Origin of the sequence: Streptomyces sp. NPDC090119 (genome assembly GCF_044747085.1) — a bacterium.
Taxonomy (GTDB): domain Bacteria; phylum Actinomycetota; class Actinomycetes; order Streptomycetales; family Streptomycetaceae; genus Streptomyces.
This window is the reverse complement of sequence record NZ_JBIVDK010000002.1, coordinates 281087-297667: the sequence shown is the minus strand read 5'-3', so window position 1 is coordinate 297667 and position 16581 is coordinate 281087. Positions and strand designations below refer to the sequence as shown.

General features: G+C 73.9%; 13 protein-coding genes. 7 read left to right on the top strand and 6 right to left on the bottom strand.

Going from position 1 to position 16581, the window contains the following annotated elements; all coding sequences use genetic code 11:
• Positions 1–25: 25 nt before the first annotated feature.
• Together ACIPPM_RS08695 and ACIPPM_RS08690 are read right to left on the bottom strand one after the other, a co-directional pair.
• On the bottom strand, positions 26–2110 hold the full coding sequence (locus ACIPPM_RS08695; RefSeq protein ID WP_401444792.1) for a YhgE/Pip family protein: 2085 nt from the start codon (positions 2108–2110) through the stop codon (positions 26–28).
• Entirely contained in the window at positions 2082–2897 is an 816-nt protein-coding gene (locus ACIPPM_RS08690; RefSeq protein ID WP_401444789.1) for an ATP-binding cassette domain-containing protein, read from the bottom strand. Before ACIPPM_RS08690 ends, ACIPPM_RS08695 begins: the two co-directional genes overlap by 29 nt.
• Before the next feature lie 227 nt (positions 2898–3124).
• On the opposite strand from ACIPPM_RS08690, the gene ACIPPM_RS08685 reads away from it, so the two are divergent.
• From ACIPPM_RS08685 to ACIPPM_RS08675, 3 genes are all read left to right on the top strand, one after another.
• Positions 3125–3598, top strand: coding sequence for an SAV_6107 family HEPN domain-containing protein (locus ACIPPM_RS08685; RefSeq protein WP_388992444.1), 474 nt, complete (start codon positions 3125–3127; stop codon positions 3596–3598).
• 214 nt (positions 3599–3812) lie between these two features.
• The gene (locus tag ACIPPM_RS08680) at positions 3813–4601 is read left to right on the top strand and encodes a methyltransferase (RefSeq protein WP_401444787.1); all 789 of its coding nucleotides are present in this window, start codon (positions 3813–3815) and stop codon (positions 4599–4601) included.
• A gap of 276 nt (positions 4602–4877) precedes the next feature.
• A complete protein-coding gene (locus ACIPPM_RS08675; RefSeq protein ID WP_401444784.1) occupies positions 4878–5264 on the top strand; it encodes a DUF3040 domain-containing protein in 387 nt (128 codons plus the stop codon).
• A gap of 79 nt (positions 5265–5343) precedes the next feature.
• Here ACIPPM_RS08675 and ACIPPM_RS08670 read toward each other — a convergent pair whose 3' ends face one another.
• The 4 genes from ACIPPM_RS08670 to ACIPPM_RS08655 form a co-directional block, all read right to left on the bottom strand.
• Positions 5344–7701, bottom strand: a complete 2358-nt coding sequence (locus ACIPPM_RS08670) for a DUF3488 and DUF4129 domain-containing transglutaminase family protein (protein WP_401444781.1) — start codon at positions 7699–7701, stop codon at positions 5344–5346.
• Complete coding sequence (locus tag ACIPPM_RS08665; RefSeq protein ID WP_401444779.1) at positions 7698–9011, bottom strand: DUF58 domain-containing protein; 1314 nt, start codon at positions 9009–9011, stop codon at positions 7698–7700. The genes ACIPPM_RS08670 and ACIPPM_RS08665 overlap by 4 nt, the downstream gene beginning before the upstream one ends.
• The gene (locus tag ACIPPM_RS08660) at positions 9011–10081 is read right to left on the bottom strand and encodes an AAA family ATPase (RefSeq protein ID WP_401444777.1); all 1071 of its coding nucleotides are present in this window, start codon (positions 10079–10081) and stop codon (positions 9011–9013) included. Before ACIPPM_RS08660 ends, ACIPPM_RS08665 begins: the two co-directional genes overlap by 1 nt.
• 225 nt (positions 10082–10306) lie before the next feature.
• Positions 10307–10879 carry a beta-class carbonic anhydrase gene (locus ACIPPM_RS08655; protein ID WP_401444774.1) on the bottom strand — a complete coding sequence of 191 codons (573 nt, stop codon included), beginning with the start codon at positions 10877–10879 and terminating at the stop codon, positions 10307–10309.
• 419 nt (positions 10880–11298) lie between these two features.
• Between ACIPPM_RS08655 and rsmH the strand changes: the two genes are divergently transcribed.
• Genes rsmH through ACIPPM_RS08635 form a run of 4 tightly spaced genes read left to right on the top strand, consistent with a single transcriptional unit; the run spans position 11299 to position 16579 of the window.
• On the top strand, positions 11299–12255 hold the full coding sequence (gene rsmH, locus ACIPPM_RS08650) for a 16S rRNA (cytosine(1402)-N(4))-methyltransferase RsmH (protein WP_401444771.1): 957 nt from the start codon (positions 11299–11301) through the stop codon (positions 12253–12255).
• Positions 12256–12298: 43 nt separating this feature from the next.
• Positions 12299–12883, top strand: a complete 585-nt coding sequence (locus ACIPPM_RS08645) for a septum formation initiator family protein (RefSeq protein ID WP_401444769.1) — start codon at positions 12299–12301, stop codon at positions 12881–12883.
• A 5-nt stretch (positions 12884–12888) separates the two neighbouring features.
• A complete protein-coding gene (locus tag ACIPPM_RS08640; RefSeq protein WP_401444767.1) occupies positions 12889–14838 on the top strand; it encodes a peptidoglycan D,D-transpeptidase FtsI family protein in 1950 nt (649 codons plus the stop codon).
• A gap of 46 nt (positions 14839–14884) precedes the next feature.
• A complete protein-coding gene (locus ACIPPM_RS08635; protein ID WP_401444764.1) occupies positions 14885–16579 on the top strand; it encodes a UDP-N-acetylmuramoyl-L-alanyl-D-glutamate--2,6-diaminopimelate ligase in 1695 nt (564 codons plus the stop codon).
• Positions 16580–16581 lie beyond the last annotated feature (2 nt).

The window sequence follows — 16581 nt, the reverse complement described above, 5'->3', positions numbered from 1 at the left end:
CGGGCCGCCTCCGCCGCCCCCGCGCTCACAGGCTCAGCTCCGGGTGCAGCCGCTGGAGCGTCCACACCTGGCGGCGCCGGGCCGTGAGCGCGGTCAGCGCGAGGGCGCCCGCGGTGAACGCCGTCAGCACCAGGCACGCCTGCCACACCGGGCCCAGGCCGCCGCCGGTGATCAGCCTGCGCAGCGCCGACACCACGTAACTCATCGGCAGATACGGGTGGATGGCGTTGAAGAAGCCCGGACTGGTCTGCACCGGGTAGGTGCCGCCCGCCGAGGTGAGCTGGAGCATCAGCAGGGCCAGCACGAGGATGCGGCCGGCCGCGCCGAAGCGGGCGTTGAGCCACTGCACGATCGCCGTGAAGCAGGCCGTGACCAGGAACAAAAACATGGTCGTCCCGGCCGCCCGGGCCATCTCCAGCCCGATGCCGAAGTGCAGTACGGACATCAGTGCCGCCGTCTGGAGCACGCCCACCGCCAGCACCGGCAGCCATCCGGCCAGCGCGATCCGCCAGGACGGGGCGCCCGCCGCCAGGGCACGCCGGTTCAGCGGCGGGATCAGCATGTAGGCCACCATCGCGCCGACCCACAGGGACAGCGGGATGAAGTACGGGGCGAACCCCGTGCCGTAGTTCGGCGCCTGGTGCAGGTCGGCGGAGGAGAGCCGGACCGGGTCGGCCATGACGCCGGTCCGCCGGTCGCGGGCCCGCTCGTCGTAGTCGGGGATCTTCCCGGCGCCCTCGTGCAGGCCGTCCGCCAGCCGCCCGGAGCCGTCCACCAGCTTGTACAGGCCGCTGTCCAGGGTCCGGGCGCCCGACTCGGCGGTGCCGATGCCCTGGTGCAGGGTGGCCGCGCCGGACCGGGCGGTGCCGAGCCCGGTGTGCAGCTTCTCCGCCCCGGTGGCGACGGCGTTCGCGCCCGCGTTCAGCTTGTCGATCCTGGCCACCGCGTCGGCGACGTCCTGGTGCAGGTGCGGGGCGCGCTCGGCCAGGGCGTCGGCCTGTTGGCGCAGGGTGGTGAGGTTCTTCCGCATGGTCGTCAGGTCACCGCCCTGGGCGGCGACGACCTTGTTCAGGTCGTCGGCCACTTCCGCCACGTCGTCCGCCGCCCGCTGGGCCTTCGCCAGGTCGGGGCAGGCCGGGTCGGGCACGGGCGGGGTCTCGCAGCGGGCCTTGTGGACCTGGTCCAGTACGGCGGCGGAGGCGTGCGCGGTGCGCGCGGCGCCGGGGGCGAGCCGGACCAGGGTGTCGAGGTTGTCCTGCACCGTGCGGGCCGAGTCGGAGACCAGGCGGGCGGTGGCGCCGATCGTCTTCCCGTTCTTCTCCAGGAAGGGCTCGGCCTTGGCATACGCCCCGTCGACCTTGTCCGCCAGGGTCTGAGTGCCGGCCGCGACCTGGCGTGAACCGTCCTCCAGGTCGCCCGCGCCCTTGTCGAGCCGGGTGAGGCCCTTGGCGAGCTTGCCGCTCCCGCTGTTCGCCTCCTTCAGCCCGTCCGCGAGCTTCCGGGCGCCCTTCTCCGCCTTGCCCAGGCCGTTCTTCAGCTTGTCGGCGCCCTGGGCGGCGGTCTCGGTCTTGTCGTGCAGCGTGGAGAAGTCGATGAAGATCCGGTCCAGGAAGGTCCGGGAGGTCTTGGTGGACGCGGCCGAGCGGACCTCGGCGAACACGGTCCGGGAGATCTGGCCGACGATGTAGTTGTTCGCGTCGTTGGTGCGCACCTGGAGCGCGCCGGTCTCCGGGGAGTCACCGGAACTGGAGGCGACACGGCGGCTGAAGTCGGCCGGGAGGGTCAGGGAGAGGTAGTAGGTGCCGTCCTCCACGCCCCGACGGGCCTCCGCGGCGTCGACCTCGTGCCATTCGAAGGTCCGCCGCCCGCGCAGGCCCTTGACGATGTCGGCACCGGCGTGGATCTTCTTCCCGCCCGCCGTCGCCCCCTGGTCCTCGTCGACGAGGGCCACGGGGACGCGGTCCAGGCGGCCGTACGGGTCCCAGAACGACCACAGGTACAGGGCGCCGTAGAGCAGGGGCAGCACCAGCAGCGCGACCAGCGCGGCGCGGGGCAGTCGGCCCCGGCCGAACCGGCGCAGCTCAAGCGCGGCCAGCCTCGGTGAGCGCATCGGGGGCCTCCTCTCGGGGGGCGTCCTGGGTGTCTTCGGCCGGCTGGTCCTCGGTGGGTCCGTCCTGCGTGGGCTGGTGGTCCTGGGTGGGTCCGGCCTCGGCGGGCTCCGTGGAGACGGTGACGCAGTCGCCGGGGGCGGTGCGGCACACGGCCAGGACGGTCGTCCCGGCGCGGGTCAGCGAGCGCAACAGGTCCCACACCTCGGCGCGTTCGGCCGCCGACAGCTTCAGCTCCACGTCGTCCACCGCCAGCAGCCGGGGCCTGCCGATCAGCGCCAGCGCCACGGACAGCCGCAGCGCCTCCAGCCGCTCCAGGTCCCGTACGGCCGTACGCGAGCCCTTCGGCAGCGCGTCCAGGTCGAGCCCGGCGGCGGCCAGGGCCGCGTCCGCGCGCAGCCGGGCCTCGTGCCTGCGCTGCGGACGCGGATGCAGCGCCTCGCGCAGCGAGTCGCCGAACCGGCGCTGCAGCAGGGCCCGTTCACGCAGGTGCTCGCCCACGGTCAGCGCGGGCTCCAGGTCGGTCACCCCCGCGACATTGGCCACCGCGCTGAACCGGCGCACCGCCCCCATGCGCCGGGGGAGCGGGAGACCGCCGACGGCCGCCTCGCCCCCGGTCGGCTTCATCCGCCCGGTGAGCGCCAGCAGCAGGCACGTACGGCCGGAGGCGGACGGTCCCTCCACGGCGATCAGCGAACCCGGCCCGGCCTCGAAGCCGATGTCCCGGAAGGCCCACCCCCGTGGCCCCTTGAGCCCGAACCCCCCGGCCGTGACGTCCACGCCGCGCACAAGCCCCCGCCTCTCCCCGGAACCGCTTTTGAACTGACTGGTCAGTTCAAAAGTATGCCCGAACAGGCGTGCGCGACCAAGCCCGGATGCCCCACAGGTGTTCCCCGATGCCCCCGAAACCGGCCGCAGTTGGGGTGAAACAGCAGGTCGGAACGGATTGTCAGTGGCATACCGCACGATGTGGGCATACGGCATCCGTGCCGTCACCGGACGACAGGAGGCTCGTCATGACCAGCACGTCAGCGGCTGCCGCCGCGAGCGACGTCCACCCCGTGCTCCGCCGGTCCACGGCACCGCCCGCCGCCGTCGCCCTGCTCGCCCAGGCCCACACCACGCTGGACGAGGCCACCGCCATGGAGACCGCGAACGAGCGGTACGCCCTGGCCCACCTCGCCGCCCTCCGCGCGGCCGCCGCCGTCCTCGCCGTCCGGGGGCGGCCCGAGGCCACCGCGCGCCGCCGGGCCCGCATCCGCCCCGCCTGGGAGGTGCTGCCCGAGCTGGCGCCCGAGCTGACCGAGTGGAGTGCCCTGTTCGCCTCCGGCGCCGACCGCCGCGCCCGCGCCGAGGCCGGCATCCGGGGCGCGGTGGGCGCCCGCGACGCCGACGACCTGATACGCGACGTGGGCATGTTCCTGCGCCTGGTCGAGCGGCTGCTCGCCCTCCGGCCGGTGGCGCCCCGGCCGCGGGCGGAGACCCCGTGACGCGCGCCGACAGGCGGCGGACCGCGGCGTTCCCGTCCGCTGGGCGAGACGCCAGGCGCCGCGACCGGCGGGGGTGACCGGGCGCGGCGGGCGAGGCCATAGGGTGGGAACGCCTTACGCCTCCACCCGCCGCGCACCTCCCCGTGACCGGCCGGGGGAGGCCCCCATCGCGCCGCCGGGCAACGGGCGGTGCCGTGCCGAGGAGTCAACAGCCGTGCCGGACCCGACGCGCCCCCGCGCCTCTCTCCGTACCGCCGTGGTGTGGGACGTCCTCCAGGACGCCCTGGACCGCCGCGTCAAGGCCACGGGGCGGGACTCGCTGGACGTGCTCGACACCGGCGGCGGCAGCGGCAACTTCGCCGTGCCCGTCGCCCGGCTCGGCCACCAGGTCACCGTCGTCGACCCCAGCCCCAACGCCCTCTTCGCCCTCGAGCGCCGGGCCGCCGAGGCAGGCGTCGCCGACCGGGTCCGGGGTGTCCAGGGCGACGCCCACGGCCTCTTCGACGTGGTCGAGCGCGGCGGCTTCGACGCGGTTCTGTGCCACGGGGTGCTGGAATACGTGGACGACCCCGCCGAGGGCGTCGGCAACGCGGTGGCCGCGCTGCGCCCCGACGGCGTGCTCAGCCTGCTCGCGGCGGGCCTCGGCGGCGCCGTGCTGGCCCGCGCCCTCGCCGGTCACTTCACCGAGGCCCGGCAGGCCCTGGCCGACCCGGACGGCCGCTGGGGCGACGGCGACCCGGTGCCGCACCGCTTCACCCCCGGACAGCTCACCGAGCTGGTGGAGAACGCGGGCCTGCGCGTCGGCGCCGTGCACGGCGTACGCGTCTTCGCCGACCTGGTGCCCGGCGTCCTGGTGGACACCGAGCCGGGCGCGCTGGACGCGCTGCTGCGGCTGGAGGCCGCCGTCGCGGAGCTGCCCGCCTTCCACTCCGTGGCCACCCAGGTCCATGTGCTCGGCGAGACCCGGGTGACCGAAGGGCCCGCCGAGGGCACCGGAGACTGAACCCGCCCCGTGGCACACGCCGCTGATCAGGGGCGCGGCGGCAGATGGAGTACGCCACAAGCCCCCCGATCGAGGGGTTTGCGCCGTATGATCGAGGTACACCGACCGGCATGACGGGTCGGCCGCCGGGGAATGACAGCCTCAGCGAGCCGGGACGCCCTGACGGACCGGTTGGCCAGATGGCGCAGAGGGGCGGGTTTCACGGGGGCGATTCCCTGCCTATCCTGAAAGGACCCCCCGGAGTCGCCCCGGCGACTGCACGATGAGGAGGACTCCGTGCCGCTCTCGGAGCACGAGCAGCGCATGCTCGAGCAGATGGAACGAGCGCTGTACGCCGAAGATCCCAAGTTCGCGTCGGCGCTCGAGGGAAACGGGCTGCGGACGTACACCCGGCGCCGGGTCTACCAGGCGGCCGCGGGCTTCCTCGTCGGTATCGCGCTCCTCATCGCCGGCATGGCCGTGCTGCAGATCTGGATCAGCGTCGTGGGTTTCCTGGTGATGCTCGGCTGTGCCGTGCTCGCCGTCACCGGCTGGCGCAAGGCACCCAAGCCGGGCGAGCATCCCAAGAGCCACACCAAGCGCCGCCCCGTCCGGCGGAAACGTACCGTCATGGAACGCATCGAGGACCGCTGGCAGCGCCGCCGCGACGAACAGGGCCACTGAGCCCCCGGACTCCCAAGGTTTCGTACGAGGGGGTGACCACCGATTCCGGTGGTCACCCCCTCGGCCGTGTCCGGCTCCGTCAAGCCTCCCCGCGCACCGGCCGCAGCGCCGCCGCCCGGACCCGTACGGCAGCCCAGCGGTCCTGGGCCGACCACAGCACCCGCCGGGCCGAGCGCGGCGCGAACAGGGCCCGCAGCCGGGTGCCCCGGCTCACCGGGACCGCCAGCCCGGCGATCACCCGGCGCACGTCCCTGCCGAGGTCCGGCGCCGGTCCCGGCTCCGGGGCGTACAGCACCTGCTCCAGGGCGGCCGCCACCCGGTGCACCGCGGCCCCGGCCTCCCCGTCCAGGCGGCCCAGCCGCACGATCCGGGCCGCCGAGCCGCGCGGGGTCAGTGAGTCGTCCGGTACCACCCCGAAGTCCCAGGCACTGTCGGTCAGCTCCCGCCAGGCCGCCAGCGTCCGCCCGGCCGGGGCGGGGGAGTGCCCGTCCAGCCGCCGCGCACGCACCCGCGTCCGCCACAGCATCGGCGCCAGCGGGAGCACCAGCAGTGCCAGCGCGCCCAGCACGACCAGCGCGGCCCACAGCCCGCCCGACGGGCCCCCGCCGCCGCCCGGCGCCGCCACGGCCGCCGACGGACCGGCACACGCGCCCGACCGGTCCCGCGCCGCGCAGCTCTCCCCCTGCGTCGCCGCCGCCGAAGGCTCCCTGGACGCCCCGCGCGAGGGCAGCTCCCGGTCCGGAAGCGCGCTGCTCGGTGTGTCCGACCGGGTGTACGCCGGGGTCGTGCCCCGCGTGGGCGTCGGCTCGAAACGGGTCCAGCCCACGCCCTGGAAGTACAGCTCCGGCCAGGCGTGCGCGTCCTTCAGGCTCACCGACACCGAACCGTCGCCCTGCGGAGTGCCCGGCGCGAAGCCGACCGCCACCCGGGCCGGAATCCCCAGCGTGCGGGCCATCGCCGCCATGGCGAAGGAGAAGTGGACGCAGAACCCCTCCTTCTTCTCGAGGAAGGTGGCGATCGCGTTCGCGCCCCGGCCCACCTGCACCTCGGTGTCGTACCGGAAGCCGCCCTCCACCGAGAACCAGTCCTGGAGCCGTACCGCCTCCTCGTAGTGGTTGCGCGCGCCGGAGGTGACCTCCTCGGCGGTCCGCGCCACCACGTCCGGCAGCCGGGCCGGTACCCGGGTGTACTCCCGCTCCAGCGCGGCCGGCGGCTTCGGGGCGTCGGCCAGCTGCCGCGCGGTCGGCCGCAGATCCAGGCTGGTCACCTGGTACGTCTTGCCCCGCGTGGTCTGGCCGTGGTCGCCCACCAGCGTCATCCCGACCGGCTCGTAACGCCAGTTGCCGTCGATCCTGACCCCGCTCGGCGGATACGGCATCGGCAGCCAGTCCTGCGCGTACCAGTCCGCGGCCGTGATCACCGTGCGCAGCGTGGTCCGCCGCACCTCGTCGCTCAGGCCCGCCGGGGCCGGGAAGACCCCCGGCACCTCCGCGATGTGCCGCTGGGACGGCTTCCAGTCGGTGCCGTCGAAGTCGTCCAGGGACACTATCCGCACATACATGTCCGGCACCTCGCCGGAGCTGGGCCGCAGGGAGAGCACCTGACGGTCGTCCTGCACGTTCAGGCTGTCCCGCAGCGACACCAGCGGGTTCACGGCCGAGATCGTGCCGCCCCGGCCGTTGCCCGCGCCGACGCCCGACCCCGCCTCGCCCAGCAGGCCGCCGTGCAGCGTCGGCAGGGCCAGCGGCACCACCAGGGCCACCCCCAGCGCCAGCGCGCCGATCCGGCGGCCGGTGCGCGCCGGAGCCGTCACCCCGGCCGCCGGGGCACCCGCGCGGGGGGCGCCGCCGAACACCCGGCCCCACTGCGCGAGCCGCTCCCGTCCCTCCGCGAGCAGCAGCATCAGATATCCGGCCGCCGCCACCAGGAACCACAGCCAGTCCGCGCCCCCGTCCGACAGCCCCGCCGCCACCGAGTACAGCGCCAGCAGCGGCAGCCCCGCCGGAGCCGCCCGCCGGAAGGTCACCGCGAGGGTGTCCACCAGCAGATGCACCAGCAGCACCCCGCCGACCAGCAGCAGCCGGATGCCGTCCGTGAGCGGCGCCGGGATCGCGTAGTGGTTCACATCGTCCGCGCCCTGCCCGAACAGCGCCCCGAACCGCCGGAACGCGTCCGGCCCCGGCAGCAGGCTGCCCAGCGCCGAGCCCCGCGCGAAGAGCAGCGTCAGCAGCACCAGGGTCACCAGCAGCTGCGCGGGCAGCGTCAGCGACCGGGACACCGGAATCCGCCGGGCCGCGATGCCCACCCCCGTCTGCACGGCCACCAGCAGCGCCGACAGCAGCAGCCAGGTGGGCCTGTCGACCAGCGGCAACAGGGCGCAGGACGCCATCAGTGTGGCCGCCGCCGCGCACAGCGCCAGTCGTGCCCGCCCGCTCATCCCCGTGCCTTCCCGCTCAGCGCGGCCGGACCCGGCCGCTCCCGGTCCGCCTGCCGCCACAGCTCCGCCGGTGACGCCCCGCCCGGCACCCCCAGCGCCGTCCAGCCCGCCTCGCGCAGCACCCGCAGCCGCTGGGGCAGCGGGTCGTCCGGCTCCGGCACCGCCGTCGGCTCGCGCGTCCAGCCGTCCGGGTCGAGCACGAAGGCGACCGCGCCCCCGCGACGGCGCATCCGCGCCACCGACGCCGCCTGCCCGGCGTCGAGATCACCGAGGAAAGCGACCAGCAGCCCGTCGTGCCCGTCGCGCAGCACGTCGTACGCGCCCGCCAGGTCGGTGCCGTCGGAGTGGTCGATCACCGCGAGGGTGTCCATCATCAGCGCGGCCGCCGCCGCCCGTTCATGCCCCGAACCGCCCTCACCGGACACCGTGACACCGAAATCCGTCAGCAGCCGCACCGAGAACCCCCGCTCCAGCAGATGCGTCACCACCGAGGCGGCCCCCGACACCGCCCACTCGAAGGCCGAGCCGGGGCCCGCGCCCTCGTAGGCCACCCCGCGGGTGTCCAGCAGCACCGTGCAGCGCGAGCGGCGGGGCTGCTCCTCGCGGCGCACCATCAGCTCGCCGTGCCGGGCGGTGGAGCGCCAGTGCACCCGGCGCAGGTCGTCGCCGTGCCGGTAGCCGCGCGGGATGAGGTCGTCCTCCCCGGCCAGCGCCAGCGAACGCTGCCGCCCGTCGCCGTGCCCCAGCGCCTCCCCGCCGAACCGGACCGGCGGGAGCGGCTCCACGCGCGGCAGCACCGTCAGCGTGTCGTACGCCGAGAACGACCGGGTCAGCTCGCACATCCCGAACGGGTCGCTCAGCCGCACCTGGAGCGGCCCGAGCCGGTATCTGCCGCGCAGGTCCGAACGCACCCGGTAGGACACCTCCCGATGACCGCCCGGCTCGATCCGGTCCAGCACGAAACGCGGCCGGGGCCCGAGCACGTACGGCACCCGGTCCTGGAGCATCAGCAGGCCGGTGGGCAGCCGGGAGACGTTGTCCACCCTGAGCCGCACCCGCGCCTCCCCGGCCGCCGGTACCCGCGCGGGAGCCAGGCTCCGCTCGGCGGTCACCCGGTGCCGCGTGCGGTGCAGCACGGTCGCGCAGATCAGCGGCAGCCCGGCCAGCAGCAGGCCCACCCGGAGCAGATCGTCCTGGCCCAGCACATAGGCGCAGATCGCGGCCGCGATCCCGGCGGCCAGGAAGGAACGCCCGCGGGTGGTGAGCCCCGACAGCGTCGCGCGCACCCCGCCCCGCCCCCCGGCGGACATCACAGACCCCGGGAACGCCGCGGGGGATACGCCGCCGAGACGTCCAGGCCGTCGTAGCCGCTCTGTCTTCCGGTGGTGGGCACGGGGGTGTGCTGGATGATCTCCCGCACCACGTCCTCGGCCGTCCGGCCGTTCAGCTGCGCCTCCGAGGTGGGCAGCAGACGGTGGGCCAGGACGGCGGGGGCGAGCGTCTGGAGGTCGTCCGGCAGTGCGTACTCCCGGCCCTCCAGGGCGGCGGACGCCTTCGCCGCGCGCAGCAGATGCAGCGTCGCGCGCGGGGAGGCGCCGAGTCTGACATCGGGGTGGACACGGGTGGCGGCGACCAGCTCCACCGCGTACCGCCGCACCGCCTCCGAGACGTGTACCGCGCGCACCGTCTCGATCAGCTTCACGATCTCGTGGGCGTGCGCCACCGGCTCCAGGTCCTGGAGCGGGGAGGCCCCGCCGTGCACGTCCAGCATCCGCAGCTCGGCCTCGACACTGGGATAGCCGACGGAGACACGGGCCATGAAACGGTCGCGCTGGGCCTCGGGCAGCGGATACGTGCCCTCCATCTCGACCGGGTTCTGCGTCGCCACCACCATGAAGGGGCTGGGCAGTTCATAGCTGTGGCCGTCGATGGTGACCTGCCGCTCCTCCATGGACTCCAGCAGCGCCGACTGGGTCTTGGGCGAGGCGCGGTTGATCTCGTCGCCGATCACGATCTGCGCGAAGATCGCCCCCGGCTTGAACTCGAAGTCACCGCCCCGCTGGTCCCAGATGGACACCCCGGTGATGTCCGAGGGCAGCAGATCGGGCGTGAACTGGATGCGCCGCACCGAGCAGTCGATGGACCGCGCCAGCGCCTTGGCCAGCATGGTCTTGCCCACGCCGGGGACGTCCTCGATCAGCAGATGCCCCTCGGCGAGCAGCACGGTCAGCGCGAGCCGCACGACCTCGGGCTTGCCCTCGATCACGTCCTCCACCGAAGCGCGGACACGCTCCGCGGTGGCGGTCAGATCCCGCCCCGCCCCCGACTCCGTTCGAGCGGGGACGCCCCCCTGGCTCGCCCGATCGTCATAGGTCGTCACCCGGCCCTCCTCGGCCCTCATCACCCAGGGCCTGTGCACGCGAGCGCGACCGGCCCACCCCGGAACTGCGACGCCGCGCGGACCAGGCCGCGCGCCGTCACACCCGCATTCTTGCCGCCGTTACGGATTCGTGTCACCGCCTGTGGACAACTGCCGCCGCGATGCCGGGCTTGCGGCCCTTTCGCCCCCCCGTCCACAGGGCTGGACAGGGGGCCCGCCGAGGTGTCAGGCCGACGCGGCGGCGCCGTCCCCGGCCGGGTCGATCTCGCGCAGCAGACCGGTCCGCACGTCGAAGACGAAGCCGCGCACGTCATCGGTGTGCAGCAGGAAGGGCGAGGTCCGCACCCGCTGCATCGACTGCCGTACGTCCTGGTCCACGTCCCGGAACGCCTCCACCGCCCACGCCGGGCGCTGGCCCACCTCCATCTCCAGCTCGTGCCGGAACTCCTCGGTGAGGGATTCGAGGCCGCATCCGGTGTGATGGATCAGGACCACGCTGCGGGTGCCGAGCGCGCGCTGACTGATGGTCAGCGAACGGATCACGTCATCGGTGACCACGCCGCCCGCGTTGCGGATGGTGTGACAGTCGCCCAGCTCCAGGCCGAGCGCGGCGTGCAGGTCGAGGCGGGCGTCCATGCACGCGACCACGGCCACCTGAAGCACCGGACGCGCGTCCATGCCGGGGTCGGTGAAGGCGTTCGCGTAACTCTCGTTGGCGCCGACCAGGCGGTCCGTCACGCTGCCGCCGCCCGCTATGGCGCCGTCGGACCCGGTGGGAACTGCTGCGGAAGTCGTCATGGTCCCGACGTTACTGGTCACCGGTGTCCCCGGCCTGCTGTGGACGGCCACAAAGAACCACATTGTGGCTTGTTGTGAGCCAACCCACACGGAGCGCCAACCTCCGCCGGACGGGTGAATCCCGGCGAATCGCCGGGCGGTCCCGGAAGCCGTACGCGACGCGCAGGCCGGTTGATTGACCGCGACACGGGGTGGACTAAAGTGACGCGAAGCGGGAGGCGCGGCTCTTCCCGCTGGTGAAACCCCCGAAGATCCCGGCATCCGCCCGGACCGTCTTCCCCGCGTGCGCGGCGCGTACGTGCGGCTCGGCCTCCTCCCGCTCCCGGCCGGCCGACGCTTCCGGCGCCGGCGGGCCTCCCCTTCACGGAGCGGGCGGGGACCCGGCGGTGCGTACCGCCCGCCGGAACTGAGAGGCCCCCTTGACCGAGAGTCGACACGTCCCGGTGATGCTCCAGCGGTGCCTGGACCTGCTGGCGCCCGCCCTGGAGCGGCCGGGAGCGGTGGTCGTCGACTGCACCCTGGGCCTCGGCGGCCACAGCGAGGCGCTGCTGGCCCGCTTCCCCGAGGCCCGGCTGATCGGCCTCGACCGGGACAAGGAAGCCCTCCGCCTCTCCGGCGAACGCCTCGCCCCCTACGGCGACCGCGCCACCCTCGTGCACGCCGTCTACGACGAACTCCCCGAGGTCCTCGACCGCCTGGGCATTCCGTCCGTCCAGGGCATCCTGTTCGACCTCGGTGTCTCCTCCATGCAGCTGGACGAGGCCGACCGCGGCTTCGCCTACGCGCAGGACGCCCCGCTCGACATGCGCATGGACCAGACGACCGGCATCGGCGCCGCCGAGGTCCTCAACACCTACCCGGCCGGTGAACTGGTCCGCATCCTGCGCGCGTACGGCGAGGAGAAGCAGGCCAAGCGGATCGTCTCGGCGATCGTCCGCGAGCGCGACAAGGAGCCGTTCACCAACAGCGCCCGCCTGGTCGAGCTGATCCGGGACGCCCTGCCGCAGGCCGCCAAGCGCACCGGCGGCAACCCGGCCAAGCGCACCTTCCAGGCCCTGCGCATCGAGGTCAACGGCGAACTCTCCGTACTGGAGCGGGCCGTGCCGGCCGCGGTGAAGGCCCTCGCGGTCGGCGGCCGCATCGCGGTGCTGTCGTACCAGTCGCTGGAGGACCGGCTGGTCAAGCAGGTGTTCGCGGCCGGTGCCGCCAACACCGCCCCGCCCGGGCTGCCCGTGGTGCCCGAGCGCTACCAGCCCCGGCTCAAGCTCCTCACCCGTGGTGCCGAACTTCCCACCGAGGAGGAGATCGCCGAGAACCGCCGGGCCGCCCCGGCGAGGTTCCGCGGTGTCGAGCGCATCAGGGAGGACGCCGAGTGAACGAACGGGACCGGCCGGGCACCCGCACCCGCCGGGAGGGACAGTGAGCAGCAAGCCCGCACCTCGGGGGAGGGCGGCCCGGCTCGCCCGGCTCATCCCCGCGGGCCGCGCCCGCGCGGCCCGTACCCCCTTCGTCCTCCTCGTCGTCCTGCTCCTCGGCGGTGGACTCCTCGGTCTGCTGGTGCTCAACTCCGCGCTCAGCGCAGGATCGTTCGAGCTGGACGACATACAGCGCAAGACCAAGAGCCTCACCGACGAGGAACAGGCCCTCCAGCGGGACATCGACGCCTACTCCGCGCCCGACGCCCTCCAGCGCCGCGCCCGCGAACTCGGCATGGTCCCCGGCGGCGACCCCGCCTTCCTCGGCCCCGACGGCAGCGTCAAGGGCGTCCCCAGCGCCGCCCCCCGCTCCGCCGCGCTCACCGGCCCCCGCGCCCCCGAGGCGCTGACCGCCGCCCCGACCACCACCCCGGTGACGCCGAGCGGCACACCCGCCCGCACCCCGGCGAGCCCCGCCGCCACGTCTCCGGCCGTCAGGACTCCGGCCGTCACGTCTCCGGCCGTCACGACTCCCGCGCCGGGCGGCGCCCTCCGGTCCGCCCCCACCACCCCGACCCCCGGCAGGTGACGGAAGTGTCCGACAGGGAAGCGCCGCGCCGCCGTGTGCCCGGACCCGCGAGGCCGCCCCGTCCCCGAGGCGCGGCCCCCCGCCGTCCCGGTCCCGGAGCCCGCCCCGTCCGCCGCCCCTCCGGCGGCCGCCCCCCGGCCAAGCCCGCGCTGCGGCTCGGCAGCCCCCGGCCCCGGCTCCGCCTGGTCGGCCTCGCCCTCGCCCTGGTGCTGACCGCCTTCACCGTGCGCCTGCTCCAGGTGCAGGCCGTGGACGCCAGCACCTACTCCGCCAAGGCCGAGCAGAACCGCTATGTCGCGCACACCCTGACCGCCGAACGCGGCGGCATCACCGACCGCAACGGCGTCGCCCTCGCCGTCAGCGAGGACGCGTACGACATCACCGCCGACCCGATGATGTTCAACAGCGAACAGCTCAAGATCTCCGACGGGCCCGAGCAGGCCGCCGCGCTGCTCGCGCCGATCCTCGGCCAGGACCAGGAAGCGCTCGTCAAGAAGCTCCGCCCGGCCAACAGGCAGTCCCGCTACGCCCGGATCGCCTCCCGGCAGACTCCGCAGGTCTGGAAGCAGATCAAGGACCTGAAGGCCGCCTTCGTCAAGAAGGGCGCCACCAACGTGCTCGCCGGGGTCTTCGCCGACCCCAGCAGTCAGCGGGTGTACCCCAACAAGGAGCTGGCCGCCGGGATACTGGGCTGGGTCAACAGCGAGGGCCGGGGCGGCGGCGGCATCGAGCAGCAGCTGAACAAGCAGCTCTCCGGCAAGGACGGCAAGATCCGCTACGCCCAGTCCGGCGGCCGTGAGGTGCCCACCGCGGGCTCCACCGAGACGCCCGCGGTGCCCGGCAGCGACATCGAGCTGACCATCGACCGCGACATCCAGTGGGCCGCGCAGAACGCGATCTCCGACCAGGTGAAGAAGTCCAAGGCGGACCGGGGCTACGTCATCGTCCAGGACACCGCCACCGGCCAGATCCTCGCCATGGCCAACTCGCCCGGCTTCGACCCCAACGACCTGTCCAAGGCCGACTCCGCCGCCATGGGCAACCCCGCCCTCCAGGACGCCTACGAACCCGGCTCCACCGCCAAGGTGATGTCCATGGCGGCCGTGCTGGAGGAGAACGCGGCCACCCCGCTCACCCATGTCGTCGTACCCAACCGGCTGCACCGGGGCGACCGGCTCTTCCAGGACGACGTCGACCACGCCACCTGGTACCTCACCCTCAACGGCGTGCTCGCGAAGTCCAGCAACATCGGCACCATCCTCGCCACCGGCCAGCTCGGCAAGACCCAGCGGGCGGCCAACGACACCCTCTACTCCTACCTGCACCAGTTCGGCATCGGCCGCTACACCGGGCTCGGCTTCCCCGGCGAGACACCGGGCATCCTCGCGCCGTCCGCCAAGTGGTCCACCTCGCAGCAGTACACGATCCCTTTCGGCCAGGGCTTCTCCATCAACGCCATGCAGGCGGCGTCCGTCTACTCCACGATCGCCAACGGCGGCGTCCGCGTCGCGCCCACCCTGGTACGCGGGACCAAGGGCGCCGACGGCCGCTTCACCCCCGCGCCGGGGCCCGCGAAGACCCGTGTGGTCAGCGAGAAGACCGCGAAGACGATCGCCCAGATGCTGGAGTCCGTCGTCGACGACGAGCAGGGCACCGGCGTCAAGGCCCGCATCCCCGGCTACCGGGTCGCGGGCAAGACCGGCACCGCCAACCGCGTCGATCCGGCCACCGGGAGATACCACGGCTACACCTCGTCCTTCGCCGGATTCGCCCCCGCCGACAAGCCCCGCGTCACCGTCTACTGCGCCATCCAGAACGCCACCTCCGGCAGCTACTTCGGCGGCCAGATCTGCGGTCCGGTCTACAAGCAGGTGATGGAGTTCGCGCTGAAGACCCTGCAGGTCCCGCCGACCGGAGCGAAGGCCGCCGCCCTGCCCGTCTCGTACAAGCCCTGAACCGCCCCCCCACCGGCACCAGGCAACGACCACCAGGAACGAGCCCGTGACAACGATCACCCCCGACGACGGGAACCGAGGGACCCCCCGCGCCGCCCGCGAGCCCCGTTTTAGCTCCGGAGCGGGTACTCCCGGTACGCTCACCGCCGTGCCACACGCCGATCAGTCCCAAACCACTCAGAAGGGCGCTTCCGTGACAAATCCGGGACCGCCGCGACCGGTTCAGGTCTCCGCCACCTCCCTCGCGGAACTGGCCGGTCAGCTGGGTACCGCCGCGCCCGCAGAGAACACCGCGCCCGCCGAATCCGGTCCTGTCGGGGTCACCGGTATCACCCACGACTCGCGGGCCGTCCGCCCCGGCGACCTGTACGCCGCCCTGCCCGGTGCCCGGCTGCACGGCGCCGACTTCGCCACCCAGGCCGCGGGCCTCGGCGCGGTCGCCGTGCTCACCGACCCGGCGGGCCGCGACCGCGCCGCCGCGACCGGACTGCCGGTCCTGGTCGTCGAGGACCCGCGCGCGGAGATGGGCGAACTGGCCGCCACCATCTACGGCCGGCCCGGCCGGGACATGCTCCAGATCGGCATCACCGGCACCTCCGGCAAGACCACCACCGCCTACCTGGTCGAGGGCGGCCTCAAGGCGGCCGACCGCGCCACCGGCCTGGTCGGCACCGTCGAGACCCGCATCGGCGAGACGCGCATCAAGTCCGAGCGCACCACCCCCGAAGCCACCGACCTCCAGGCCCTGTTCGCCGTCATGCGCGAGCGCGGCACCGACGCCGTCGCCATGGAGGTCTCCAGCCACGCCCTGGTCCTCGGCCGGGTCGACGGCTGCGTCTTCGACATCGCGGTCTTCAACAACCTCAGCCCGGAGCACATGGAGTTCCACTCCGGCATGGAGGACTACTTCCAGGCCAAGGCGAGCCTGTTCACGCCCGAGCGCAGCAGGCTCGGCGTGGTCAACGCCGACGACGAGTACGGCCGCAGGCTCGTCACCGAGGCCGGTGTCCCGGTCGTCACCTTCTCCGCCGAGGGCCACCCGGACGCCGACTGGCGCGCCGAGGACGTCCAGATCGGGCCCATGGACTCGACGTTCACCGCGCTCGGCCCGGACGGCGTGCGGGTGCACGCCCGTTCGCCGCTGCCCGGCCCGTTCAACGTGGCCAACACCCTCGCCGCGCTGGCCGCCCTCGCCGCCGCCGGGATCGACCCGCAGACCGCCGCCGACGGCATCGCCGCCGTGCCCGGCGTCCCCGGCCGCCTGGAGCGCGTCGACGCCGGACAGCCCTACCTCGCCGTCGTCGACTACGCCCACAAGACCGACGCCGTCGAGTCGGTGCTCAAGGCGCTGCGCAAGGTCACCAAGGGCCGGCTGCACCTGGTGCTCGGCTGCGGCGGCGACCGCGACCGCACCAAGCGCGGCCCGATGGGCGCGGCCGCGGCCCGGTACTCCGACACGGCCGTACTGACCTCCGACAACCCCCGCTCCGAGGACCCGCTCGCGATCCTGGCGGCCATGCTCGAAGGCGCCGCCTCCGTCCCCGCGCACGAGCGGGGCGAGGTGCTCCTGTTCGAGGAGCGGGCCGCCGCCATCGCCGCCGCCGTGGGCCGCGCCGCCGCCGGTGACACGGTGCTGGTCGCGGGCAAGGGTCATGAGCAGGGCCAGGACATCGCCGGTGTGATCCGTCCCTTCGACGACCGCCAGGTGCTCCGCGAAGCTATCCAGAACACCCAGGGATGAAC